The sequence below is a fragment of the Arthrobacter sp. KBS0703 genome (genome assembly GCF_002008315.2).
Classification (GTDB): domain Bacteria; phylum Actinomycetota; class Actinomycetes; order Actinomycetales; family Micrococcaceae; genus Arthrobacter.
Window position 1 is genome coordinate 2,678,656 of record NZ_MVDG02000001.1, and the last position, 24,111, is coordinate 2,702,766.

Annotated in this window: 25 protein-coding genes; 8 read left to right on the forward strand and 17 right to left on the reverse strand. The window is 67.2% G+C overall.

What is annotated here, in order from left to right:
* Position 1: 1 nt before the first annotated feature.
* Together B1A87_RS12525 and B1A87_RS12530 are read left to right on the forward strand one after the other, a co-directional pair.
* Entirely contained in the window at positions 2-784 is a 783-nt protein-coding gene (locus B1A87_RS12525; protein WP_078030161.1) for a succinate dehydrogenase iron-sulfur subunit, read from the forward strand.
* Between the two features lie 116 nt (positions 785-900).
* Complete coding sequence (locus B1A87_RS12530) at positions 901-1,671, forward strand: S9 family peptidase (RefSeq protein ID WP_078030162.1); 771 nt, start codon at positions 901-903, stop codon at positions 1,669-1,671.
* Here the strand turns inward: B1A87_RS12530 and B1A87_RS12535 are convergent.
* From B1A87_RS12535 to glyA, 14 genes are all read right to left on the reverse strand, one after another.
* Entirely contained in the window at positions 1,628-2,692 is a 1,065-nt protein-coding gene (locus tag B1A87_RS12535; RefSeq protein ID WP_078030163.1) for a YihY/virulence factor BrkB family protein, read from the reverse strand. The genes B1A87_RS12530 and B1A87_RS12535 overlap by 44 nt on opposite strands.
* A 37-nt stretch (positions 2,693-2,729) precedes the next feature.
* Entirely contained in the window at positions 2,730-3,338 is a 609-nt protein-coding gene (locus B1A87_RS12540; protein WP_078030164.1) for a 2'-5' RNA ligase family protein, read from the reverse strand.
* A 4-nt stretch (positions 3,339-3,342) separates the two neighbouring features.
* Positions 3,343-4,428, reverse strand: a complete 1,086-nt coding sequence (trpS, locus tag B1A87_RS12545) for a tryptophan--tRNA ligase (RefSeq protein WP_139362951.1) — start codon at positions 4,426-4,428, stop codon at positions 3,343-3,345.
* 17 nt (positions 4,429-4,445) lie between these two features.
* Positions 4,446-5,279 (reverse strand): exodeoxyribonuclease III, encoded by an 834-nt coding sequence (locus B1A87_RS12550; RefSeq protein ID WP_078030212.1) that lies wholly within the window; start codon positions 5,277-5,279, stop codon positions 4,446-4,448.
* Between the two features lie 10 nt (positions 5,280-5,289).
* Positions 5,290-5,853 (reverse strand): hypothetical protein, encoded by a 564-nt coding sequence (locus B1A87_RS12555; RefSeq protein ID WP_078030165.1) that lies wholly within the window; start codon positions 5,851-5,853, stop codon positions 5,290-5,292.
* 73 nt (positions 5,854-5,926) lie between these two features.
* The gene (locus B1A87_RS12560) at positions 5,927-6,760 is read right to left on the reverse strand and encodes an ABC transporter permease (protein WP_078030166.1); all 834 of its coding nucleotides are present in this window, start codon (positions 6,758-6,760) and stop codon (positions 5,927-5,929) included.
* Positions 6,757-7,632 carry an ABC transporter permease gene (locus B1A87_RS12565; protein ID WP_260680817.1) on the reverse strand — a complete coding sequence of 292 codons (876 nt, stop codon included), beginning with the start codon at positions 7,630-7,632 and terminating at the stop codon, positions 6,757-6,759. Before B1A87_RS12565 ends, B1A87_RS12560 begins: the two co-directional genes overlap by 4 nt.
* Positions 7,625-8,578: an ABC transporter ATP-binding protein gene (locus tag B1A87_RS12570; RefSeq protein ID WP_078030167.1), complete on the reverse strand. Its 954-nt coding sequence runs from the start codon at positions 8,576-8,578 to the stop codon at positions 7,625-7,627. The genes B1A87_RS12565 and B1A87_RS12570 overlap by 8 nt, the downstream gene beginning before the upstream one ends.
* Positions 8,579-8,717: 139 nt before the next feature.
* Complete coding sequence (locus B1A87_RS12575) at positions 8,718-9,017, reverse strand: SHOCT domain-containing protein (RefSeq protein ID WP_139362952.1); 300 nt, start codon at positions 9,015-9,017, stop codon at positions 8,718-8,720.
* 203 nt (positions 9,018-9,220) lie between these two features.
* The gene (locus tag B1A87_RS12580) at positions 9,221-9,901 is read right to left on the reverse strand and encodes a response regulator transcription factor (RefSeq protein WP_144275803.1); all 681 of its coding nucleotides are present in this window, start codon (positions 9,899-9,901) and stop codon (positions 9,221-9,223) included.
* Complete coding sequence (locus B1A87_RS12585) at positions 9,898-10,095, reverse strand: hypothetical protein (protein ID WP_144275804.1); 198 nt, start codon at positions 10,093-10,095, stop codon at positions 9,898-9,900. The genes B1A87_RS12580 and B1A87_RS12585 overlap by 4 nt, the downstream gene beginning before the upstream one ends.
* Before the next feature lie 88 nt (positions 10,096-10,183).
* On the reverse strand, positions 10,184-11,083 hold the full coding sequence (locus B1A87_RS12590; RefSeq protein WP_144275805.1) for a sensor histidine kinase: 900 nt from the start codon (positions 11,081-11,083) through the stop codon (positions 10,184-10,186).
* Positions 11,084-11,192: 109 nt separating this feature from the next.
* Positions 11,193-12,086, reverse strand: a complete 894-nt coding sequence (locus B1A87_RS12595) for a bifunctional methylenetetrahydrofolate dehydrogenase/methenyltetrahydrofolate cyclohydrolase (protein ID WP_078030215.1) — start codon at positions 12,084-12,086, stop codon at positions 11,193-11,195.
* Positions 12,087-12,094: 8 nt separating this feature from the next.
* A complete protein-coding gene (glyA, locus tag B1A87_RS12600) occupies positions 12,095-13,402 on the reverse strand; it encodes a serine hydroxymethyltransferase (RefSeq protein WP_144275806.1) in 1,308 nt (435 codons plus the stop codon).
* A 305-nt stretch (positions 13,403-13,707) separates the two neighbouring features.
* On the opposite strand from glyA, the gene purU reads away from it, so the two are divergent.
* From purU to B1A87_RS12615, 3 genes are all read left to right on the forward strand, one after another.
* The gene (gene purU, locus B1A87_RS12605) at positions 13,708-14,568 is read left to right on the forward strand and encodes a formyltetrahydrofolate deformylase (protein ID WP_078030216.1); all 861 of its coding nucleotides are present in this window, start codon (positions 13,708-13,710) and stop codon (positions 14,566-14,568) included.
* A gap of 122 nt (positions 14,569-14,690) precedes the next feature.
* Positions 14,691-15,050, forward strand: coding sequence for a class I SAM-dependent methyltransferase (locus B1A87_RS12610; RefSeq protein WP_078030171.1), 360 nt, complete (start codon positions 14,691-14,693; stop codon positions 15,048-15,050).
* A gap of 37 nt (positions 15,051-15,087) precedes the next feature.
* Positions 15,088-15,609, forward strand: a complete 522-nt coding sequence (locus B1A87_RS12615; RefSeq protein ID WP_078030172.1) for a gamma carbonic anhydrase family protein — start codon at positions 15,088-15,090, stop codon at positions 15,607-15,609.
* A 6-nt stretch (positions 15,610-15,615) separates the two neighbouring features.
* Here the strand turns inward: B1A87_RS12615 and B1A87_RS12620 are convergent, their stop codons facing one another.
* Positions 15,616-17,346, reverse strand: a complete 1,731-nt coding sequence (locus B1A87_RS12620) for an NAD(P)/FAD-dependent oxidoreductase (RefSeq protein ID WP_185982313.1) — start codon at positions 17,344-17,346, stop codon at positions 15,616-15,618.
* The gene (locus B1A87_RS12625; protein ID WP_078030173.1) at positions 17,343-18,884 is read right to left on the reverse strand and encodes an amino acid permease; all 1,542 of its coding nucleotides are present in this window, start codon (positions 18,882-18,884) and stop codon (positions 17,343-17,345) included. Before B1A87_RS12625 ends, B1A87_RS12620 begins: the two co-directional genes overlap by 4 nt.
* Before the next feature lie 100 nt (positions 18,885-18,984).
* Here B1A87_RS12625 and alr point away from each other — a divergent pair, with 100 nt between their 5' ends.
* Positions 18,985-20,199, forward strand: a complete 1,215-nt coding sequence (gene alr / locus B1A87_RS12630; protein ID WP_078030174.1) for an alanine racemase — start codon at positions 18,985-18,987, stop codon at positions 20,197-20,199.
* A complete protein-coding gene (locus B1A87_RS12635) occupies positions 20,189-21,844 on the forward strand; it encodes a PucR family transcriptional regulator (RefSeq protein ID WP_078030175.1) in 1,656 nt (551 codons plus the stop codon). Before alr ends, B1A87_RS12635 begins: the two co-directional genes overlap by 11 nt.
* Here the strand turns inward: B1A87_RS12635 and B1A87_RS12640 are convergent.
* Positions 21,830-22,657, reverse strand: coding sequence for a nitrilase-related carbon-nitrogen hydrolase (locus B1A87_RS12640; protein ID WP_078030218.1), 828 nt, complete (start codon positions 22,655-22,657; stop codon positions 21,830-21,832). The genes B1A87_RS12635 and B1A87_RS12640 overlap by 15 nt on opposite strands.
* A 207-nt stretch (positions 22,658-22,864) precedes the next feature.
* Here B1A87_RS12640 and B1A87_RS12645 point away from each other — a divergent pair, with 207 nt between their 5' ends.
* Positions 22,865-24,055 carry an ROK family transcriptional regulator gene (locus B1A87_RS12645; protein WP_078030176.1) on the forward strand — a complete coding sequence of 397 codons (1,191 nt, stop codon included), beginning with the start codon at positions 22,865-22,867 and terminating at the stop codon, positions 24,053-24,055.
* Positions 24,056-24,111 lie beyond the last annotated feature (56 nt).

Here is a 24,111-nt window from a genome sequence, read left to right on the forward strand (position 1 = left end):
TATGTCCGCTGAACTTGCTGAGCCAGCCTCAAAGATCGAGCTGCCTGCCCATGTGGGAGGCGGCGGAGAAATCCCCACCTTCGACATCACCCTGCGCGTCCGCCGCTACGACCCCGAGGTTTCCGAAGAAGCCCGCTGGGATGACTTCAAGCTGACCATGTACGGCACGGACCGTGTGCTGGACGCCCTGCACAAGATCAAGTGGGAAGTGGACGGCAGCGTTTCCTTCCGCCGTTCCTGCGCCCACGGCGTCTGCGGCTCCGATGCCATGCGCATCAACGGCCGCAACCGCCTTGCCTGCAAGACCCTGCTCAAGGACCTGGACACCACGAAGCCCATCACCGTTGAGCCCATCAAGGGCCTGCCGGTTGAAAAGGACCTGATCGTGGACATGGAACCGTTCTTCCAGTCCTTCCGCGAGGTCATGCCGTTCCTGATCAACCGAGGCCACGAGCCCACCAAGGAACGCCTGCAGTCCGCGGAGGACCGTGAGCGCTTCGACGACACCACCAAGTGCATCCTGTGCGCCGCGTGCACGTCGTCCTGCCCGGTTTTCTGGACGGACGGCCAGTACTTCGGCCCGGCCGCGATTGTCAACGCCCACCGGTTCATCTTCGATTCCCGTGATGATGCCGGCGATATGCGCCTGGAGATCCTGAACGACAAGGAAGGCGTGTGGCGCTGCCGCACCACCTTCAACTGCTCCGAAGCGTGTCCGCGAGGCATCCAGGTCACGCAGGCGATTGCCGAGGTCAAGCAGGCAATTCTCTCCCGCAAGATCTAGTAAAGGTCACCGCGGACGACGGCGTCTCTCACCCTGCGCGGCAAGCGTGCGGTGGGTGGCGCCGCCGTCGTTTAACGATTACCACCGCAACATCTCCGCCGTCACCAAGGGGCCTCATGTCACGTTCCGAGAAAATCACGTTTGAAGGGTCCACCGGCGAGATGCTGTCCGGGATCATTGACCTGCCCGACGGGCCCGTCAAGGGCTGGGGGGTGTTCTCGCACGGCTTCACGCTGGGCAAGGACAGCCCCGCGGCGTCGCGGATGTGCAAGGCGCTGGCGGACAACGGGATCGGCATGCTCCGCTTCGACAACCTGGGCCTGGGCGATTCCGCCGGCATGTGGTCCGAGGGGTCCTTCAGCCATAAGGTGGCCGACACTGTCCGCGCTACAGAGTACATGCGCGCCGAAGGCCGGCCGGTCTCGCTCCTGGTGGGCCACTCGTTTGGCGGCGCCGCCGTCCTTGCGGCCGCCTCCGAAATACCGGAGCTCGACGCCGTGGCCACGGTCGGCGCGCCGTTTTCACCCAAGCACGTGGCCCACGTCTTTGACGCAGCCCTGGACAAGATCCTCAGCGAAGGCAGTGCCGAGGTGGACCTCGGCGGCAAGCGCGTGGAGATCCGCCGGCACTTCGTGGAGGACCTCGAAAACGCCGACCTCACCGACTGCATCAAGCGGCTGCACAAGCCGCTGATGGTCCTGCACTCCCCCACGGACAACACCGTGGGCATCGAGAACGCCAGCACGATCTTCCAGACGGCGCGCCATCCGAGGAACTTCGTGTCCCTCGAGGGCAGCGACCACCTGCTGACGGGCAAGGGCCAGGCGGCCCGGGCCGCAAAGATTATCGCGGCGTGGGCCGATCAGTACCTCGACGCCGGGCGGTAACGCCCACCGGGCGCGGGTGCTCGGCCGGGTGGTGGCGCTCCACGGGCGTCTTCCCGGGCTGCACCTGGCGTGATCCCCAGCCTGTTGGCTTGGCGGCAGGAGCGGCCTTGAGGTCTTCCTCGCGGATGGCGGACCACGCCGCTGCCACGAGGTACACCTGGCTGACGAGGTTGAACCAGATCAGCAGTCCGATGATGATCGCGAACGGCGCCAGGATGGGATTGCGTCCGGCGCCCGCCAGCAGCTCGGTGCTGAAGACCTGCAGGATTGTGGTGCCGACTCCGGCGAGAATGGTTCCCTCCAGCAGTGCCTGACGGGAAAGTTTGAGTCCCCCTGCCAGCCTGAACATGATGACTGCCGTGACCCAGTTGAGCACCAGCGGAACGGCGATCTTGATCACTGCCGCGAGCGGCACGGCGACGGCGGCGTCCATCCGGAGCTGCTCGATCACCCAGCCGGCCGCGGTTCCGAACACGAGCGACGCGCCGGAGCTGATGACGAGCACGACGCCGAGCAGCAGCAGGGTTCCGGCGTCATGCAGTTTCATGATCACCGGGTTGAGTTTCAGCGGCCCCAGGCGCATGACGCCGCGGAGGCCCTCGCGGAGTCCGGCGATCCAGCCCAGCGACGTGATCACGGTGACGACGGCGGCGATGACCGCGGTCCAGCCGAGGCCATCAGGGTTCAGGAGGTCCTTCGGGTCCACCAGCCCGTCGCCCCCGTTGACCTTGAGCAGGCCCGGCGCACTTTCCGAGACGCTGGCGATGATCCGGTCCAGCAGCACCGGCTGGCTGCGGAGCACGAGCCCGGCGACGGAGAATCCGGTGGTAAGCAGGCCGGTGATGGAGAAGAACATGTTGAACCCGATGCCGGCGCTCATCAGCGGGCCATGCTGGAGGGTGTAGTGCTGCCACGACCGCATGGGCCGGAACGCGTTCAGCCGGGCGAGCAGCCACTGTAACAACGCCATGGCCTGGGCCGCCGTACCGGCGCCTGACCTGCGTGCCTTGCCCCACTCCACCTGTTTGCGGATGACCTCCAGCTTGAGGCGGGCACGCTCAGTGGGTAGCGGCTGCTCCGTCGGCGTCTGCTGCTCGGAGTGTGTCTCGTTCGCCGTCTGGTTCGGTACCAAAGTCAAGCTCTTCCCGTAGCTGCCAAATACCGTCTGCGTCGTGCTCGTAAAGTCCCATGCTAACCACGGGGAAGGTCGCCCTGTAGTCCTTCAGCACTGTTTCGGCCTCGTCGAGGCTCTCCGGGGCGACGTCGTGGGCAATCGTCACATGCGGGTGGTAGGCAAAGGGCAGATCGCGTTCCAGCGGCCCGGTCTGCAGTTTTTCGTGGAGTTCAACGCAGGCGCCGAAGCCTTCCTCCACATTGATGAACACCACGGGCGAAACAGGCCGGAAGGAGCCCGTCCCGGCGATGGTGACCATGAACGGAGCCTGCGTGCGCGCCACCGCGCGGACGTGGTCCCGGGCCGTCTCCCAGTCCTGCGTGGGTGTGGTGGTGACGAGGGTGATGTGCGCAGGGATGACCGTGGCCATGGGGTCCCCGAAGGACGCCCGCCATCGCTGCAGTTCCTCGGCGATCTCAGGCGGGAAGCCCAGAATGACCCCGAGGCTCATTCTGTTGCTGACTCCGCTGTTGGCGGGCGTGGGAGCGGGCATCGGTCTAGCGGGCTCCGGCGTATGGAAGGAATCCGACCTTGGCATAGACGTCCTGCAGGGTGGCCGACGCAATCTCGCGCGCCTTGTCCGCCCCCAGCGCAAGGAGTCGGTCCAGCTCGGCGGGGTCTGCAAGCAGTTCATTGGCGCGGCTGCGGATCGGCGTCAGGTGCTCGGTCACTGCCTCGGCCAGATCCACCTTCAGGTGGCCGTACATCTTGCCTTCGTAGGCCTTGACGAGCTGCTCGACGCTCTGGCCGGTGATGGCGGAGTAGATGGTCAGCAGGTTGGAGACGCCGGGTTTGGCCTCGCGGTCGAACCGGACTTCCGTCTCGGTATCCGTCACGGCAGATTTGATCCGCTTGGCGGTGACCTTGGGGTCATCGAGCAGGTTGATCAGGCCGGCCGGAGACTCCGAGGACTTCGACATCTTGGCGGTGGGGTGCTGAAGGTCGTAAATCTTCGCCGATTCCTTCTGGATGAAGGGCTCGGGAACCGTGAACGTCTTGCCGAACCTGGTGTTGAACCGGGCGGCGAGGTCGCGGCTGAGCTCCACGTGCTGCCGCTGGTCCTCGCCCACCGGCACGCCGTGCGGCTGGTAAAGCAGGATGTCCGCGGCCTGGAGGACGGGGTAGGTGAACAGCCCCACGCTGGCGTGCTCGGAGCCCTGTTTGTGCGCCTTGTCCTTGAACTGCGTCATGCGGGAGGCCTCGCCGAAGCCCGTGATGCAGTTCAGGACCCAGGCCAGCTGCGCGTGCTCGGGCACCTGGGACTGGACGAACAACGTGCACTTGTCCACGTCCACGCCACCGGCAATGTACTGGGCGGCGGTGACGCGGGTGCGGCGGGCAAGCTCGTGGGGGTCCTGCGGGACGGTGATGGCGTGCAGGTCCGGGATGAAGAAGATGGCGTCGTACTCATCCTGCATCCGCACCCAGTTCACGAGGGCGCCCAGGTAGTTGCCGAGGTGCAGCGAGTCCGCGGACGGCTGCATTCCGGAAAGGATGCGGTGCCGGATGCCGGTGTCCTGCTGGATTCCGGCAACGGGCTGCTCGGAAGCTGCGGCGTCGGTCACGGTTGGGGTGGAGGTCATTCGTCGAAGCCTTAAGACTAGAGCTGGTAGTCCACTACCAGCGGTGCGTGGTCAGAGAAACGTGTGTCCCACGAGGGGGCCCGGTCCACGACGGCGGAAACTGCTGCGGCGGCGAGGCCCGGGGTGGCCATGTGGTAGTCGATGCGCCAGCCCGAGTCGTTGTCGAAGGCCTGGCCGCGCTGCGACCACCAAGTGTAGGGGCCGTTGACGTTACCCGCCAGGCCCCTGTGAACATCCTTCCAGCCGATCTCCTCGCCGAAGAAGCGGTCAAAGTAGGCACGCTCCTCCGGAAGGAACCCCGCACGTTTGACGTTGCCCTTCCAGTTCTTGATATCCAGCTCCGTGTGGCCTACGTTCAGGTCGCCTGTGACCAGTGCATGGTCACTGTGCTTGGACAGCTCGGTCAGGCGGGTGGTCATGACGTCCAGGAATCGGAACTTGTCCACCTGCTTCGGAGTATCAACCTCGCCGGAGTGCACGTAGGCGCTCACCACGGTCAGCTGGGCAGGATTGCCCGCAGCGTCCGTGACACGGAAATCCGCCTCCACCCAGCGCCCGGCCGTCTCGAAGTAGTCATCGCCGATGTGGGTGCGCGTGGCGACCGGCTCGGCCCGGGAGGCAATGGCGACGCCGGCGCGGCCCTTGGCCTCGGCCTCCGCGTGCAGGATGTGCCAGCCTTCGCCAAGGAGCTGGTGGACGATCGCGTCAGGCGCGCGGACTTCCTGCAGCGTCAGGATGTCCACCTCGCGGGGCGCCAGCCACTCGGCCATGCCCTTCTTGTAGGCAGCGCGAAGGCCGTTTACGTTGACTGTTGCGATGCGAAGGTGGTCCTTCTTCAATGCCGAGCTCACCCGTTCCACTCTAGTCGATGATGGTTCCGGTCACGGGCTCACCGGAGTCGCCGGAGGACTTGATCATGTCGCGGGCGTTGGTGGCCGTGATCTCGATGGTCTCGAGGGCGCGGCGGATGGTGTCCTGGTCCGCGGCGTCGCCCTTGGCACGCTCGTTCTCCACTACCCGCACCTGGACCTGCACGATCTTGAAGGAGTGGTCGAGCTTCAAATCCCGGATTTCCTCGGCTTCGCCGCGCTGGCCCACGAGGCGGGTTCCGCCCTGGTCCGTGGAAACCCGCGACGGCGCGCGCCCGGCAGCTGCGTTGAAGGCGTTCTGCGCCTCGTTGAGCTTCGCCCCTGCCTTCTTCGCGGCCTTCTGGATACTGAAAACCACGAAGGACGCCAGCAGCAGCCAGAACAGTGCGATGACAGCCACGACCCAGCCCACGACGTCGTTCTGGTTGGCGGCGAAGATGACGGCCACCACGAAGGCCGTGACCAGGACCATCAGGCCGGGTCCGCTGATGCGGAACATGGAGAATCCGCCCTTGGACGGGTTGGACGAAGACTTGGGGCTGCCCAGAGATTGCATGCAGCTATTGTCTCAAACCCCTGCGGCCTGCCCCGCACGCTTCCACCGCCGGCGAACAGCGCGCCGCGGCCAGCTACTTGAGGAACAGGCTCCTGAGCCGGCCGGTGGTCAGCATGAGCCCGAGCACGATCATCACCAGGTAATAGCCGATGTGGATGGCGGTGGCGGGCGTGAAGGTGGCCGCGCTGATCTCCCGCAGCAGCTCAACGCCGTGCCACAGTGGCATTGCCTGGATCAGCCACTGGATGTACTCGGGGTACACGCTGAGCGGATAGAAGGTGGCGCTGAACAGGAACATGGGAAGCATGATGAAGTTGATCCAGTCCATTTGCTGGAACGTCTTCATGAAGCTGGTGATGCCCATCCCGAAGCTGGCAAAGCCGAACGCGATGAGGACCGAGGCCGGAACCATCAGGAGGGCCCACGGCGTGGTGATCAGTCCCATGAGGCCCATGACGGCGGTGAACCCTGTGGCGTACAACAGCCCGCGCAGCAGCGCCAGGAAGATCTCCCCCATCGCCACGTCCAGCGGCCCCAGCGAGGTGTAGAGCATGCCCTGGTAGAGCTTGGCGAAGTTCATCTTGAAGAAGACGTTCCAGGTTGAGTCGTACACCGCCCCGTTCATCGCGGACACGGCGAGGAGGGCGGGCGCGATGTAGGCCGCGTAGCTGATCTCCTGGCCGCCCGGGCCCTGGACGGACCCCACCACGGCGCCCATGCCGACCCCCATGGAGAGCAGGAACAGCACGGGCTCGAAGAACCCGGACAGCATGACCATCCAGTTGCTGCTCTTGGTGGCCATCAGGCCACGTCCGACCACCGCCCTGACGTTTCGGGAATACAGCGGGCCGAAACGCCGGTTCCGAGCCTCTTCCGTGACGCTGTGGCCCTGGGTCAGGACTGTCACTGCCCCATCCTCCTGACGAATTGGCGCTTGGTGAGGACCCATCCCAGCCAGGCGAGGCCGAGCAGGAAGAGGACGTGGATGATGGTCAGCACCGGGGATTCCTCGTAGCCGTAGGTCATGACACGGCCCAATTCGGTGCCATGCCAGATGGGCGAGATCCAGCCGATCCAGCGGACCAGCACGGGCAGCGTATCCAGCGGGAAGAAGGTGCCGGAGAACAGGAACAGCGGCATCACGATGAACCTCATGACCATGGCGAACTGGCCTTTGTCCTCCTTGATGGAGGCGGCGTAGGCCATCAGTGGCAGCCCGAACGAGAGCCCGGCGAGGGTCGCCACCACCACGGAACCCCAGCCCCAGCCGCTCGGCGACGCTCCGAACAGCGCCACGATGGCGAAGTAGATGACGGACTGCAGGAGGAAGCGGAAGGTCACGGCGATGACCTGCCCGCCCGCTATCTGCTCCGGGGTCAGCGGGGACGCATGGGGGCCGTAGTAGACCCTCCGCCATTTGAAGCCGTCCATCACCGGGAACGTGAACTCGGTGGCCGCCGTCATGACGGCGGCGGAGATGAGCAGGGCGGGGGCGATGAAGGCGATGTAACTCACGCCGCCGAAGATTGCGGTGGTGTTGGTGTCCACCAGGGTGGCCAGGCCGACGCCCATGGCAAACAGGTAGGCCGCCGGCTGCCCCACGCTGTACAGGAAGATGGACCAGCCGTACCCCTTCATGACGCGCAGCACCTGCTCGGCATAGTAGAACGCGCCCCACCGGCGCGCCTTGGCCGCGGAAACCTCCGGCGAGTGGGCACGCAAAGGAGGTGCCGCCGTCGGACGTGCCGTCACGTCCTCGGCAAAAGACGGCTCAGTCAACGAGGCTCCTGCCGGTAAGCCGGAGGAAGACGTCCTCCAGCGACGATCTGCGCACCAGCGAGGTGAGCGGGCGCAGGCCGCGGCCCGAGACTTCCTCCAGGGCCGCCTCGCCGTCGTGGGTGTAGATGAGGACACGGTCGGGAAGTGTCTCCAGCCGTTCGCCGATGCCCTCGAGTTCCGCGCCGATGCTGGCGTTCCGCTCGGAGCCGAACCTCAGCTCGAGCACCTCGCGGGTGGAGTACTCCCGGATCAGGCTTGCCGGCGACCCTTCCGCCATGATCCTGCCCTTGTCCACCACGATGAGGCGGTCGCAGAGCTGCTCGGCCTCGTCCATGTAGTGCGTGGTGAGGATCAGCGTGACGCCCTGTTCCTTGAGCCTGAACAGGCGGTCCCAGAGGATGTGCCGCGCCTGCGGGTCAAGTCCCGTGGTGGGTTCGTCAAGAAGGAGGATGCGGGGCTCGTTGATGAGCGAGCGCGCGATGGTCAGGCGGCGCTTCATGCCGCCTGACAGCGCGTCCACCTTGGATTTGGCTTTGTCCGTGAGCTGCGCGAATTCCAGGAGCTCGTCCGCCTTGGGCCTGAGGTAGCTCATCGGCAGGCCGAAATAGCGCCCGTAGACCAGGAGGTTGTCCCGGACCTTGAGCTCCTCGTCAAGGTTGTCCTGCTGGGGCACCACCCCCAGGTGCGCACGGACCTCCGGCCCGTGCTGCTCCGGATCCAGGCCCATGATGGTCAGGCTGCCCGACGTCCGCTGCGACACCCCGCCGATCATCTTCATGGTGGTGGACTTGCCGGCACCGTTGGGGCCGAGCAGCCCGAACGACTCCCCCGCGGGAACGCTGAAGGAAATACCGTCGACGGCGGTGACGTCGCCGTAGGCCTTGGTCAGGTTTTCCGCGGTGATCACGTAGTGGGGCGGTGCGGTTCCGGCTTCTTTGGCGGACACAGGCTCTTTGGACGTTTCTTGAGCGGAATGGAGTTCGGGCACCCCCCTAAGCTAGTACGCCCGGGGGGTCAAAGGAATAGCCCGGTCTCGAAAGATCCATTCGTTGTGCGTGGCGCCGGCAGGCGTCCCGGAACCGACATTATTTTTGGTCGCCGCGCAGCACCTTGAGCCGCTCACGGTACTCAGATTCGTTGATCTCGCCGCGTGCGTAGCGCTCCCGGAGGAGGCTTTCCCCGCCCCGGGCGGTGGCCCATTCGTGGTTCCGCCGCCAGGTACGCCGGGCGAAAAAGATGAACAGTCCGATCACCAGGATCCAGAACAGCGGAAAAAGCAGGAACCAGGGCGAGAATCCGCCGCCGCCCCAAGGTCCATGGGCGGCAAGGTCGGCAGGAAGCTGGGAGGCCGCTGCCGTAACGGTGGTGGCAAGGTCGGTAAACATGTCAATCATCCAAACTCTCAATACCGGGCCGTATTTCGGCTCTGCATCGAGTCTGGTCGTGAAGCGCCCGCCTGGCGTCCGCCGTCGGGAGTCACCTTAGGCGGCCGGCATACTCCGCCGGGAGGCCCCCGGCCGCGCCGCCCGGGGGGTCACGCCGCCCGGGGTCACGCCGCCCGGGGTCACGCCGTCAGAGGGTCACGCCGTCAGAGGGTCACGCCGTCAGCCGCCCAGCCAGGACGCACCAGCCCCGATTCGTAGGCGAGCACCACCAGCTGCGCCCGGTCCCGGACCAGCAGCTTGGTCATGATCCGGGAGACGTGGGTCTTGGCCGTGAGCGGCGTGATGAACAGCCGCTCGGCGATCTCGGCGTTGTTCAGCCCCTCGCCCACGAGCCGCAGGACCTCGCGTTCGCGCTCCGTGATCTGGTCCAGAGAGGCCGGCGGTGCCGCCGCCCGCGACTGGACCGCGAGCTGGGCCATAATGCGGCGGGTGACCGATGGCGACAGCAGCGCGTCGCCGTCGTGGACCACGCGCACCGCACGGAGCAACTCCTCCGGCTCGGTGTCCTTGACCAGGAATCCCGCGGCGCCGGCCCGGACGGCCTCGGCGATGTATTCGTCCAGTTCAAAGGTGGTCAGGATGATGATGCGCGTGCCCGTGAGGTCCTTGCCGGCCATGATCTGCCGGGTGGCCTCGAGCCCGTCGCCGTCCGGCATGCGGATATCCATGAGCACCACATCGGGATGTTCGCGGGCCGCCAGCCGCACGGCATCACGGCCGGTGCCGCACTCGGCCACCACCGTCATGTCCGGTTCCGCGCTCAACAGGGCGCGGAATCCGGCGCGGATAAGGGTCTGATCGTCCGCCAGCAGGATGCGGATCATGGCCGGTCGTCCGGGTTCCGGGAACCGGGGGTTGTCTCATCACGCAGAGGGATCACGGCCCGGACCCGCCAGCCCGGATCCAGTGAAGCCAGCTCCAGCGTGCCGCCCAGGGCGGCCGTCCGCTCGCGCATCCCGGTCACGCCGTTGCCGTCCGGCACGCCGGCCGCGCCGGCGCCGTCGTCGTCAATGGTCACGGTGAGCAGTCCGGCGGTCTGCGCTGTGCCGGCGGCCTGAACGGAAAGGACGACGGCGGCCTGCCGGGCGCCTGTCTCTTATACGCATCTAGATGTGTATAAGAGACAGCTCCTGGACTATCCGGTAGGCGGCCTCCTGGACCGCGTCCGGAATCTGGGGGGCTGCGTCCGGATCCGGCTGGCTCACCCTCACCTCCAGCCCTGCCCGCCGGGCGTTGTCCGCGAGCGCCGGGATCTGCGACAGCCGCGGCGGAGGCGCCGGGCTAAGCGGGGCGTCGTCCCGCAGGACGCCGAGGAGCTGGCGGATCTCGGCGAGCGAGTCCTTGCTCGCAGCCTTGATCGCTTCCAGTGCCGGGCGGAACTGCTCGGGATCCTTCTCGCCCAGATGGAGCGCCACCGAGGCGCGGACGTTGATCAGGGATAGCGAATGCGCCACGACGTCATGGATGTCGCGGGCGAGGGTGAGGCGGTACTCGTCGCGGGCCGCCTGCTCCCGGGCCTCCCGCTGCCGGCGCCGTTCGGCCACGCGTTCACTACGGAGCCTGGCCCCCTCCCCCAGGAGCACCAGGATGGCCAGCCACGCAGTGCCGGCGAAGGCCCGGAGCAAGGCTGCCTCATCGCCGCGCGACAGTGACACGGCCACCAGCGCCGTGCCGCACGCTCCAGCCACGGCCCAGGTTTGCCAGCGCTTGCCCGCAGCAGCGGAGAACACGATGGCCAGCGCCAGCGACAGAACCACCGGACCCCAGGCGTAACCGAGCGCCAAATACGCCCCCGCAGCGGCTGCCGCGACGGGAAGCATGACCAGCGGGGCGCGCCGGCGCTGCGATAAAGCGGCCGGACCCGCCAGCAGCAGGGCGACGGCGAGGGCATCCAGCGGCCGGTGGTCAGGCTGCCTCGCGGAGGCGAAAACCGTGCCGACCACCTGGATCAGCGCCACCACGGCCACGATGACGGCGGTGGGCGGTCCACGGAAACGGCGCTGCATAGTCCGAGCCTAGCGGCGGAGGTGCTGATCGTCGTCTGCTTAACGGCGTAGGGCGCCTACTCCCGGAGGAGTAGGCGCCCTACGGTGCTGCTGGTTGAGCTCGGGGCGACTAAGCGAGTCCCGCTTTTCGTTCCGCGGCTTCGACCACGTTGGTCATGAGCAGAGCCACGGTCATGGGACCGACCCCGCCGGGGTTCGGCGAAATCCAGCCTGCCACCTCGGCGGCGGCGGGATCGATGTCGCCATGGACCTTGCTCTTGCCCGTCTCGGGGTCGGTTTCACGGGTGACGCCGACGTCCAGCACGGCCGCGCCAGGCTTGATGTCCGCAGCCTTGACGATGTGCTTTGCACCTGCCGCGCCCACAATGACGTCCGCCTGCCGGAGCAGCTCCGAGAGGTTCTTGGTGCCGGTGTGCGTCAGCGTCACGGTGGCGTTCACGGCGCGCCGGGTGAGCAGCAGCCCGATCGAGCGGCCGATCGTGACGCCGCGGCCGACCACCACGACGTGCTTGCCCGAGAGGCTGTAGCCGTTCCGCTCCAGGAGCTCGATGACGCCGCGGGGCGTGCACGGCAGCGGCGAGGTGATCTCGCCGTTGACGTTGAGCACCAGCCGGCCAAGGTTGGTCGGGTGCAGCCCGTCGGCATCCTTGGCGGGGTCGATCCGCTCGAGGATGGCGTCGGTGTCCAGGTGTTTGGGCAGCGGCAGCTGCACGATGTAACCATGGCAGGCGGGGTCCGCATTGAGTTCGTCAATGAGAGCCTCAACCTGGGCCTGGGTGGCGTCCGCCGGAAGCTCACGCTGGATCGAGTTCATCCCGATCTCCACAGACTGCTTGTGCTTCATGGACACGTACAGCTGCGAGGCAGGGTCCGCGCCCACGAGCACAGTGGCGATGCCCGGGGTGACGCCATGGGCCTTCAACGCCGCGACACGCTCAGCCAGCTCGGATTTGATGGCGGCAGCGGCTGCCTTGCCGTCAAGGATCTTCGCGGTCTGCGCCATGGACGGGGTCACCACTGCTCGTGCTGCGGGTACAGCGGGAAGTCGGCGGCGAGCTTGTCCACGCGGGCCTGCAGGGCCTCGACGTCGGTGCCCGAGCCGGCCTTCAGCGCGGTGGCGATGATCTCCGCGACCTCGGTGAATTCCTGCGCGCCGAAGCCGCGGGTAGCCAGTGCCGGGGTGCCGATGCGCAGGCCCGAGGTGACCATCGGCGGGCGGGGGTCGAATGGGACGGCGTTGCGGTTGACCGTGATGCCCACGGAGTGCAGGAGGTCTTCGGCCTGCTGGCCGTCCAGCTGCGAGTTGCGCAGATCAACCAGGACCAGGTGCACGTCGGTGCCGCCGGTGAGGACGGAAACGCCGGCCTCGGCCACATCGGACTGGTTGAGGCGGTCGGCGATGATCTTGGCGCCTTCGAGGACGCGCTCCTGGCGCTCCTTGAACTCCGCGGTGCCGGCGATCTTGAAGGCCACGGCCTTCGCCGCGATGACGTGCATGAGCGGGCCGCCCTGCTGCCCCGGGAAGACGTTGGAGTTGAGCTTCTTGGCCCATTCCTGCTTGGCCAGGATCACGCCGGAGCGCGGGCCGGCGAGGGTCTTGTGCACGGTGGAGGTGACGACGTCGGAGTGCGGCACCGGGCTCGGGTGCAGGCCCGCGGCAACGAGGCCGGCGAAGTGCGCCATGTCGGTCCAGAGGAGGGCGCCCACTTCATCGGCGATGGAGCGGAAGGCGGCGAAGTCGAGGTGGCGCGGGTAGGCGGACCAGCCGGCAATGATCACCTGCGGCCTTTCGGCGATGGCCTGTTCGCGCAGCTTGTCCATGTCGATGCGGAAGTTGTCCTGCTCCACCTGGTACGCAGCCACGTTGTAGAGCTTGCCGGAGAAGTTGAGCTTCATGCCGTGGGTGAGGTGGCCGCCGTGCGCGAGGGACAGGCCCAGGATCTTGTCACCGGGGGTGATCATGGCGGAGAGTGCCGCGGCGTTGGCCTGCGCGCCGGAGTGGGGCTGGACGTTGGCGTACTCCGCGCCGAACAGTTCCTTGACGCGGTCGATTGCGAGTTGCTCGGCGATGTCGACGTACTCGCAGCCGCCGTAGTAGCGGCGGCCCGGGTAACCCTCGGCGTACTTGTTGGTCAGGACGGAGCCCTGGGCTTCCATCACGGCGCGCGGCGCGAAGTTTTCGGAGGCGATCATTTCCAGGGTGCCGCGCTGGCGGCCAAGCTCCTGGTCCAGGACTGCGGCGATCTCGGGATCGAGCTCAGCCAGCGGCTGGTTGCTGACGGTGGAGGAAGTGCTGACGGAAGTCGGTGAAGTAGTCACGAAGAAACTCCTGGCTAGGGATGGGCACTGCTAAGGTCAGGCTACCGGCTGGGGCGCTGCTCCGCCCTTTGATGACAAGCCCAAGGGACCCGTCCCGGACACGAGTCCGCAAAGGCGCTGTAACGCACCGGGGAAACGCGCACTTGGAGAAGCGCAGCGATCTTCCGGCATAACATGACCCTCGGCCCAGGCGTACGATCCGTGGTCTTCGTGAATGCCGCTCCCTGGTGGTTAGCCACCCAACGCCAGTTGCGACCCCAACAGACTACCAAATGCCGGGCGTCCTCGCGGGTAGGCTGTTCTTCGTGATTGATGACCAGCTCGCCAAAGCGTACGTAGTAACCCTGTCCTGCCCCGACCGCCCCGGAATCGTCCACGCCGTCGCCGGCGCCCTTCTGGTGGCCGGCTGCAATATTACGGACTCGCAGCAGTACGGCAGCCAGTCCACCGGGACGTTCTTCATGCGCGTGGAAGCCACTACCCCCGCTTCCCGGGCCGAGGTCCAGGCCGCGCTGGAACCTGTTGCCGAGGCCTTCGGCATGCAGTGGAGCCTCCACCCGGTGGGCCAGAAGGTCCGCACGCTGCTCATGGCGAGCAAGTCCGCGCACTGCCTCAACGACCTCCTGTTCCTGCAGCGCTCCGGCACCCTGCCCATCGAGGTCCCGGCGATCGTCTCCAACCACCGCGACCTCGCCGGATTGGCTGAGTTCTACGGCATTCCCTTCCACTACATTCCGGTCACCGCGGACACCAAGGTGCAGGCCGAGGACCAGCTGCGGAAGATCATTGCCGAAGAAGGCATCGAGCTGACCGTGCTGGCGCGCTACATGCAGATCATCTCCGACGACCTGTGCACCGAGCTGACAGGCAAGGCCATCAACATCCACCATTCCTTCCTGCCTTCCTTTAAAGGCGCCAAGCCCTACCACCAGGCCCACGCCCGCGGCGTGAAGCTGATCGGCGCCACCGCGCACTACGTCACCGCCGCGCTGGACGAGGGCCCCATCATCGAACAGGAAGTGATCCGCGTGGACCACGCGCGGACTCCGGAGCAGTTTGTGCAGATGGGCAGGGATGTGGAAGGACGCACGCTCGCCCAGGCGGTGCAGTGGCACGCCGAGCACCGGGTGCTCCTGGACGGCAACCGGACCGTGGTCTTCAACTGAGCCGTGGCCCCTGACTGAGGCGTGGTGTCTGTCCGGGACGCCGGAAACAGATCGTCATGGCGTCCGGCCTTTGCCTCCGCGGCTTCCAACCCCGGATGTTTTAACTGAGACTGGTTAATACCATGACCTTGCTCACGGAAACCTCACTGGAACCGTTCATCGCCCTGCTCAAGGCGCAGGGCCTTCGCTCCGTGCTGGAGGTGTGCTGCGGCCCGGGCGACGACGGAATCAGGTTCGTCCGGGCGGGCATCCACTACACGGGCGTGGATCCATTCGACGGGAACGTCCGCTATGCCGTTTCCCGCCGGCTGAGCGTCTCGGTGGCGGAACCCGCAAGCCTGCCGTTTGCGGACCATGTCTTCCCGGCTATCTGGGCGGTGCAGGCCTTGGCGGGGCTCACCGCCGACGAGGCGGACGGCGTCGTGCGTGAACTGGAACGCGTGGCCGCGCCAGGCGCGCCAATCGCCGTCGTCCTCCCCTAGCCCCGGCCAGCCCGACTGGGTGTCCTAGGCTTGGGGCATGGCTCCCATCTATTCTTTCGCCGGCGACACCCCGGACATCCATCCCTCAGTTTTCGTGGCGCCGACGGCGTCCGTCATCGGCCGTGCCACCCTCGCCGAAGACGCCAGCGCCTTTTACGGCGTCTCAGTGCGGGCGGACACGGCTGCGATCAGCGTCGGCGCCGGCAGCAACCTGCAGGACAACGTGGTGCTGCACGCCGATCCCGGGTTCCCGTGCAGCGTCGGGGCCCGGGTCAGCGTCGGGCACAGCGCCGTCGTGCACGGCTGCACCGTTGAGGATGACTGCCTCATCGGCATGAGCGCCACCATCCTCAACGGCGCAGTGATTGGCGCCGGCTCGCTCGTGGCGGCCGGCGCCGTCGTCCTGGAAGGCACGGTCGTTCCGCCGCGGTCCCTGGTGGCCGGCGTCCCCGCCAAGGTCCGCCGGGAACTCACGGATGAGGAGTTCGACGGCGTGAAGCACAACGCGGCCCATTACCGCGAGCTCGCGCAGGCCCACCGCGAGGTCCACTCCGGCTGATGTCGGCTAGTCCAGGCTGATGGGTCCGAGCGCGTCGAGCAGGTCGCCGGGGCCGGGGTTCCCCGCGGCGGACGATCCGCCGAGGTGGTTCACAACTCCCCACACCGCATTCAGCCCGGTGGTCACGGCGCCCTCGGCCCAGCCGGCGGTGAACGAAACGTCGTCGCCGGCCAGGAAGATCCCGCGCTGGCTTTCCGGCAGGTGGTCCTGCTTGAAGTGCGTGAAGAGCCGCTGCTGGTAGCGGTAGTGCCCGGGCAGGTTCGCCTTGAACGCGCCCATGAAATTGGGGTCCGCTTCCCAGGAAACCGTGATGGGCTGGCCCACGATGTGGCTGGCGATGTCCACGCCGGGATAGATCTGCTCGAGCGAGTGAAGCATGAGCTCCACGCGCTGGTCAGCGTCAAGCGCGAGCCATTTGAGCGCGTCATCGTTCCACGTGTAGGACAGCAGGATCACCGCGGGCTGGTCCGGGCCGTTGTCCAGGAGATAGGTGGCGCGGTTGAGCCGGTCGGTCAGGGTCATGGACAGCACCTCGCGGCCGGTTTCCGGGTCGATGTCCTTCCAGAACGGCCGGTCCACCATGACGAACGTCTTGGAGGACTGCATGTAGTGCGAGCGTTCGATCGCCGTCCAGAGCTCCGCCGGGAACAGCGCCTCCTCCGTGTGGATTCGCGTGGAGAGCAGCCACGACTGGCAGGTGGTGACCACGGCCGGGTAGGACGATTCGCGTCCCCACCGCTCACGGAGGCGGAGGTCGCCGTTGGCGTCCCGGCTGATCCGGTCCACGGCTCCCCGCGGGGAGCCGGAGTGCAGGGACGCCAGCGATGTCCCTTCCGGCCAGTGGGCCATGCCCGACGGCGCGTGGTGCCACAGTGCCTCGGGGAGGCGTTGCGCCCCTCCGGCGATGAGGCGGTGCTGGTCATCGGCGTCGGTATATACGACGCGCAGGATCTCGAGGATGGAGTTGGGGAAGTCCGTGTCCCAGCCGCCGGTGCCGAAGCCCACCTGGCCGAACGCCTCGCGGTGGGCAAAGCCCGCTGCCTTGAATGACTCGCTGCCGGCGATGAAGCCGTAGAACGTCTGCTCGTCCAGCAGCGGCAGGAGCTCATTCCAGAGTTCCTTGATCCGGGCGGTATCCCGTGCCCTGATGGCCTCCTGCATCTCGCTGAACCTGGCGCCGTCGTTGACGGCGGCTTTCCAGGCGTCGGCCACCTCGCGGAAGAACGGCGGAAGGTCGGCCGGGGTGGTCGCGTAATGCTTCTGCCCGGCCAGTTCGATCACCGTGCTGGACGTTGCGGGAGCCAGCGGGTTGGGGAACTCCTGGGTCTCGAGTCCCAGCAGGTCCACGTAGTGGTAGAACGCCTTGCCGGATACCGGGAAACGCATGCCGCCCAGGTCCGCCACCACGCCCGGGGCCGACGGGAAGCTCGCCGTGCGCAGGCGGCCGCCGATCTGGTCGGCCTCGTAGACGACCGGCCGCAGCCCGAGCTTCATCAGTTCGTAGGCCGTGACCAGCCCGGACAGCCCGGCGCCGACGACAGCGACTTCGGTTCCGTACAGTTCCGGCGGAAGGGACCCCAGCCCGTCCGGGTGGGAGAGGTAATGGTCATAGCTGAAGGGGAAGTCCGGATTCAGCATGGTGACGGGGGCACGGTCCGCCCGGTCGGCGGCCGCAGGTGCAGGTCCGGTCGAGGTGCTGGACGGATCGAAGGCCGGCAGTTCGGTAGCGATGGTCATGAAAGGTCTGCCTTTGACAGTTCGGGGATGGACGGAGCGCTGGAAAGTTCACGGCTGGATAGTTCACGGTATTCCTCATGGCTCAGCGCGGCCACCCTGGAATGGCGGCGGCCGTAGCCGAAGTAGGCGGCGAGCCCCACCAGCATCCAGATGCCGAAGGTCACCCACGTGTCGGCGCCCAGGTTGGCCATCAGGTACGCGCACATCAGCGCGCCCAGGATGGGCGTCAGCGGGAACAGCGGCACCCGGAAGGTCCGCTCGAGCTCGGGCCGGGTGCGGCGCAGGTAGATGACGGCCACGTTCACCAGGGCGAAGGCGAAGAGGGTGCCGATGCTGGTGGCGTCGGCCAGGGCGCCCAGGGGAACCAGGCCGGCTGTCAGGGCCACGAGGGTGCCGACGATCAGCGTGCCTGCAACCGGGGTGCCGGTCCTCCGGGAGACGCGGCCGAAGACTTTGGGGATGAGGCCGTCGCGGGCCATGGAGAGAAGGATGCGGGTCTGCCCGTACAGGACGGTCAGCACGATGCTGGCGATGGCAAGGACGGCACCGACGGCGAAGACCAGGGCGATCCAGGGCTGGCCGGTGGTCTCTTCGAGGATCTTGACCAGTGCGGCTTCATTGCCGTCGAACCATCCCCAGGGCCGGGCGCCCACGGCGGCCACGGCGACGAGGACGTAGATGGTGGTGACGATCAGCATGGAGAGCATGATGGCGCGGGGCAGGTCGCGCTTGGGGTTGCGGGCTTCCTCGCCGGCGGTGGAGGCCGCGTCGAAGCCGATGTAGGAAAAGAACACTCCGGAAGCGGCGGCGGAGACCCCGGCAGCGCCCATGGGCAGGAGAGGCTCGAAGTTGCCGGCGTTGAAGGCCGTGAAGGCGACTGCGCAGAAGAAGATCAGGATGGCCACCTTGATAATCACGATGGCCGTGTTGACCCAGGCGCTTTCCCTGGCGCCCCGTATCAGCAGGATCATGGCCAGCAGGACAATGACCATGGCCGGGATGTTCATGACGCCGCCGTCGCCGGGCGGCTGCGAGATGGCGTCCGGCAGGACCTGGCCGAACACAGCGAGCGTCTCGTTGACGTATTGTCCGGCGCCTACGGCCACGGCCGCCACCGAGACGGCGTACTCGAGCACGAGGCACCAGCCGCAGATCCAGGCCATGCCCTCGCCCAGGGTGGCGTAACTGTAGGAGTAGCTGGAGCCCGCCACGGGAACCAGGCCAGCCATCTCGGCGTAGGACACGGCGGACAACAGGGCCGCGAAGCCGGCGATGGCGAATGAAATCCAGATGGCCGGCCCGGCCAGCGGAACCGATTCGCCCAGGATCACCAGGATGCCGGTCCCAAGTGTCGCGCCCACGCTGATCATCGTCAGCTGAAGGACGCCGAAGCTGCGGACCAGGCGGGGTCCGCCGTGGCCTGTCTCGGCTTCATTGACCATCTGTCCGATCGGCTTGCGGCGAAGCAGCTGGGCTGCCAGGCCGGGGCGGCCAGCCGGCGCCGCCGGCCGCTGTTCTGTGTAGGTGGGCACAGTCATCGTTGACGTCCGTTCGTGAGTAGTTGTCGATTCCCCTCACCAAGAGTAGGCGTGTGAGCCATCTCTCACCGGTGTGCAAAATGACCTATAGTGTTCTGGCATGAGACGTAATGCACAACAGACAGGCGCCCCAAACGCGGCGCTTTCCGGCCAGGTCAGCGTTGATCTGGCCGCGATTTCGGACAATGTCCGGGCCCTCCGCTCCCTCACCGCTGCCACGCATTTCATGGCGGTGGTGAAGGGCAACGCCTACGGCCACGGGCTCGTGGACGTGGCGCAGGCGGCGCTCGCGGCCGGCGCCGACTGGCTCGGGACCGCCCAGCTCACCGAGGCCCTCGCCTTGCGCCGCGCCGGCATCACAGCCCCGGTTCTTTCCTGGCTATATCTCGCCACAGCGTCCAGCGACATCATCCGCGAAGCGGTGGACAACGACGTCGATATGTCAGTCGGCAGCACCGCCCAGCTGGACGTGGTGGCGGCCATTGCCCGGTCGTTGGGACGGCCGGCAGCCGTCCACCTCGAGCTGGACAGCGGGCTGAGCCGAGGTGGCGCCCGCGCCGAGGACTGGCCGGACCTCGTGGCCGCCGCACGCACGGCCGAGGTGGCCGGAACCCTGACGGTGCGGGGCGTCTGGACCCACCTCGCCTGGGCCGACGTTCCGGCCCACCCGGGCAACGCCGCGGCCGTGGCCGCCTTCGAGGAAGCCGTCCGCCAGGCGCGGGAGGCCGGACTGGATCCGCAGCTCAGGCATGTTTCCAGCTCCGCCAACATCCTGGACCGCCCCGAATTCGCGTTCGACATGGTCCGGGCGGGCCTGGCCATCTATGGCCTGGCCCCCGCCGACCACCTTGATCCGGCGGACTACGGGCTCCGCCCGGCCCTGACAGTGACGGCTCCCGTGGTGCTCGTGAAGAAGGTCCCGGCGGGCACCGGAGTGAGCTATGAGCACCAGGCCATCACCTACGAGGAGCGGTTCCTGGGGCTGATCCCGCTCGGCTACGCGGACGGCATTCCGAAGGGCATTTCCGGCCGCAGCATCGTCCGTGTCGGCGGCAGGCGGGTTCCCGTGATCGGCAAGGTATGCATGGACCAGTTCATGGTGGATCTGGGCCCGGAATCCGGCGGCGTCTGCGTCGGCGACACAGCCGTCCTGTTTGGTGATCCGGGCACGGGTGCGGCCAGCGCGGACGAATGGGGCGCGGCGATCGGCAGCCACGGCGACGAAATCATCAACAGGATTGCCCCGCGCCTCCCCCGGGCCTACGAGTGCCCGGATTACGAGGATCCCCGGGACGGTGTGCCGCATGTCGCCTGAGGCCGCCACCGGCGCCGAGCGGCTTAGCGTCGTCACGCTGGAGCAGTTCCTGGCAAAGTTGCCGCCGGCGTTGAAGGTGCTTCACGACGGCGGCAACGGCTCCGGCCTGCTGCGGTGGGTGGAGCCTAGTGAGTTGGAAGACCCGACCCCCTACCTGCTCGACGGCGAGTTCCTCCTCACGGCCGGCCTGCCGTTCGTGGGCGAGGCGGGCGACGCGGACCGGGTTGACGCCTATGTGCGACGCCTCGTGCACGCCCGGGTGGGGGCCCTGGGATTCGGGCTGGAACCGTACTTCGACGCCGTGCCGGAGACCGTGGTGGCGGCCTGCGTGCGGCACAACCTGACCCTCGTGGAGGTGCCCAGCACGGTCCCGTTCGCGGCGATCGGACTCGAGTTCTCCCAGCTCCTGGAGTCGGACAACGCCAAACTGTTCCGGCACCTGGCGGACACCAACAGGCAGCTGATGCGTGCCGTCCTTTCCGCCCGGCCGGAGCACGAACTCCTGGCAGCGCTGACCCGGAGGGTCCCCGTGTGGGCCGTGCTGGTGGGCGCGGACGGAAGGGTCCGCGCCCGGGCGGGCTCCGGCGTCGAACTTCCCGCGCTGCAGCCGATCCTGGACCGCCTCCTGGGCGGGAGCGGGCCCCGGGTGGAAATGGACTCCTTCGACGTCGCAGGGTCGGCGCTGGTCTTCGGGCATCCGCTGCGCAGCACCCGCGACGCCAACCTGGGGGCCCTGGTCCTGGGTGCCGGCGCCCCGCTGACACCGGCGCAGAACAGCGTGGTGTCATCCGCCGTCGGCCTCCTGGAACTCCTGGTCCGGCAGCGGACCAGCGGTTCCCTGGCGCCAAGCCAGCTGGCCACGGCACTGCTGCTCCACCCGGACAGCCTGGCCAGCGGCGGAACGCGGCACATCAACGGGCTCCGGGACCTGCTCGCCCAGAGCACCTCGTCCACCCGCTCGGCCCCGGTTCGGGTGGTCCAGGGCGTCAAGGCGGACCAGGCAACGTGGCCCGCCGGGGACAGCCCGGTGCGTGAGCTGCTGCAGTGGCGCCGGCTGTTCGACACCAAGCTCGTGGAAATCACCGACTACGGCTTCGCGGCCGTCACCCGCCTCAAAGTGGACGATGCATTGCTGGCCGAAATCGAAAAGCTCGGCTGGCGCCTGGTGATCGGCGATGCCACCGAACTGGCCGGCCTGAGCGGCGCCTACCAGCGCGTGACGTCCCTCCGCTCCCGCGTCCAAAGCACCGGCAAAAGTGCGCGGGTGGGCGAAGTCAGCTGGACCGTGGCAGGGCTGCTGGGACGCGAGGCCGGCACCATGCTGGCAAGCCGGCTCCTGGAGCCGCTGCTCAGCCAGGACGCCGACCGCCGCCGCGCCCAGCTCTCCGTGCTGAGATCCTGGCTGGGCGAAAACGGCAACTGGGACGCCACCGCGAAAGTGCTCGGGCTGCACCGCAACAGTGTCCGGCGCCAGATCAACGCGGTGGCGGAGCTGCTGGACATGGACCTCAACGAGGCCCAGGTGCGGGCCGAGCTGTGGATTGCGCTGCAGTACGCGGATGAGCTGCCGGCGACGGTCCCTTCAGCAGACCTACCTCCGGCCGACGGCTCAGCCGCCGGCGGAGCCGTCCTAGTTCCCGGCTGAGCCGTCCCCGCCCAGGCCGTCTTCCCAAGACCGGTAAACGGCGGGACGCCGGTCGTCGAGGTACGGCACGGCCGCCCTCGCGTCCCGGACGGCGTCGGCACTGACCTCGGCGAACAGCAGATCCGGGCCGGTGCCCGCGGCGGCCAGCAGCGACCCGTCCGGGGCGGCGATGACGCTTCCGCCGAGGAACTCGCAGCCGTCCTCCGCGCCCGAATGGTTGGCGTAGGCCACCGTCAGCTGGCTCTCCAGCGCCCGGGCGCGCAGCAGGACCTGGGGAACGGCGTCGAATCCGTGCGCCAGCGCGGTGGGAACCAGGAGCAGTTCGGCGCCGCGGGCCGCGGCTGCCCGCACAATCTCGGGAAATTCCACGTCATAGCAGATGGCCAGCGATGCCCTGACGCCGGCCAGATCGACGACGGCGGGGGCTGCTTGTGCCGGGCTGAACGCCTTACGCTCCTCCGGCCCGAACAAGTGGACCTTGGCGTAGGTGAGGAGTTCCTCCCCCCGGTCGCCGAGAAGCGTCGCGGTGATCTGCCATTGCCCCTCGGGCGTGAGCGCCGGCAGGCTGTAGACCAGCGCGATCCGGTGGCGCGCGGCGATTTCCGCCAAGGTGCTGCGGATATCCGGTAGGAGTGCCGGATCCAGATCGGTGCGGATCCGCAGCGGCGCGTACCCCACGGGAAAGAGTTCGGGAGTCAGCAGCACGCCGGCCCCGGCTTCGGCAGCCTTCCGGGCAGCCTCGTCAACGGCCCGGCAGTTCCGTTCGATGTCTAAAACAGCGGCATTTGCCTGCAACAGCGCCAGTAGCACCATGATCACCTCGAGTCTTTGTGAACGCCCGCCCCATACCGGGCCGTCTTTCTCCTCAGCGTATCCGCGGTGCCGGCCGGGCGCGCCGGTGTATTTGCACCTGCCAGACCGGCCTGCGGGACGGATCGTCCGGGGAGCCCAAAACCTCGGGCGAGCCCGCCTTGCGTTAACTTCTTGACTACAAGGAGCCGATGGTGCAATCTTCTTACCATGCCCTCAACATCGCGCTCAACGAGGAGCCGAACCAAGAACCCCGGATCGCAGTCCGCTCTGAGACACCTCAACCAGCAGCGGATCATCGAGTGCCTCCTGAACGGCCCCTCCACGCAGGCGGAACTCGCCCGGCAAACCGGTTTGTCCACCGCAACGGTGTCCAACATCGTCAAAATCATGCAGGACTCCGGGCTGGCGTCCACCGAGCCGATCACCAGCTCCGGGCGGCGGGCGCTCAACGTCCGGCTGAACAGCAACGGCGCGGTAGCGGTCGGGATCGATTTCGGCCGCAGGCACCTCCGCGTCGTGCTCGCCTCGCTCAGCTACCACATCATCGCCGAGGAATCCGTCCTGCTTCCCCTCGGGCACCACGCCGATCAGGGCATCGAAGCCGCCGTTACACTGCTGGCCAAACTCCTCGCCGGCAGCGGCGTGGAGCGCAGCGCCGTGGTGGGTGCCGGCGTCGGAATTCCCGGGCCCATCGACCGCCGGACGGGCACCGTGGCGCAGGGCGCCATCCTCCCCGAGTGGGTGGGCATCAACATCCTGGAGCACCTCGAAAACACCCTGCAGTTCCCGGTATTCATTGACAATGACGCCAATCTGGGGGCGTTGTCCGAGGTCACGTGGGGCCCGCACAGCGGCGTCAGCAACCTGATGTTCCTCAAGATCGGTTCGGGCATCGGCGCCGGCCTGATCCTGAACGGCATTCCGTACTACGGGAACGTGGGGATCACGGGCGAAATCGGCCACGCCACCATCCATGAACACGGCCTGATCTGCCGCTGCGGCAACAGGGGCTGCCTCGAGACCATCGCCTCCACCACCACCATGATCGAGCTGCTGGGCCGGGGTGAGGAACGGCCGCTGACACCCGCGGACATCGTCCGCAAGGCGCTGGCCAGGGACGCGGCAACCCTGCGTGTCGTGGACGACGCCGGGCTGGCGGTGGGCCGGGCGCTAGGCAATGTGGCTAACCTGATCAACCCGGAAGTGATAGTGGTGGGCGGTCCGCTGGCCGGGCTGGGCGAGCTGCTGCTGGACCCCGTGCGCCGTGGCCTGGTGCGGCATGCAGTGCCCGTTATCGGGGAAACCACAACCCTGACAATGTCCTCTTTGGGCGACCGCGCCGAAGCCTTGGGCGCCGCAGCCCTGGTCTTCCAACATGCCGGAATCCGGCGTTCGTAAGCTTTTCGTTATCTGCCCGTTGCGTTAAAGACTTGACGACAAGGGTTGTGATCCAG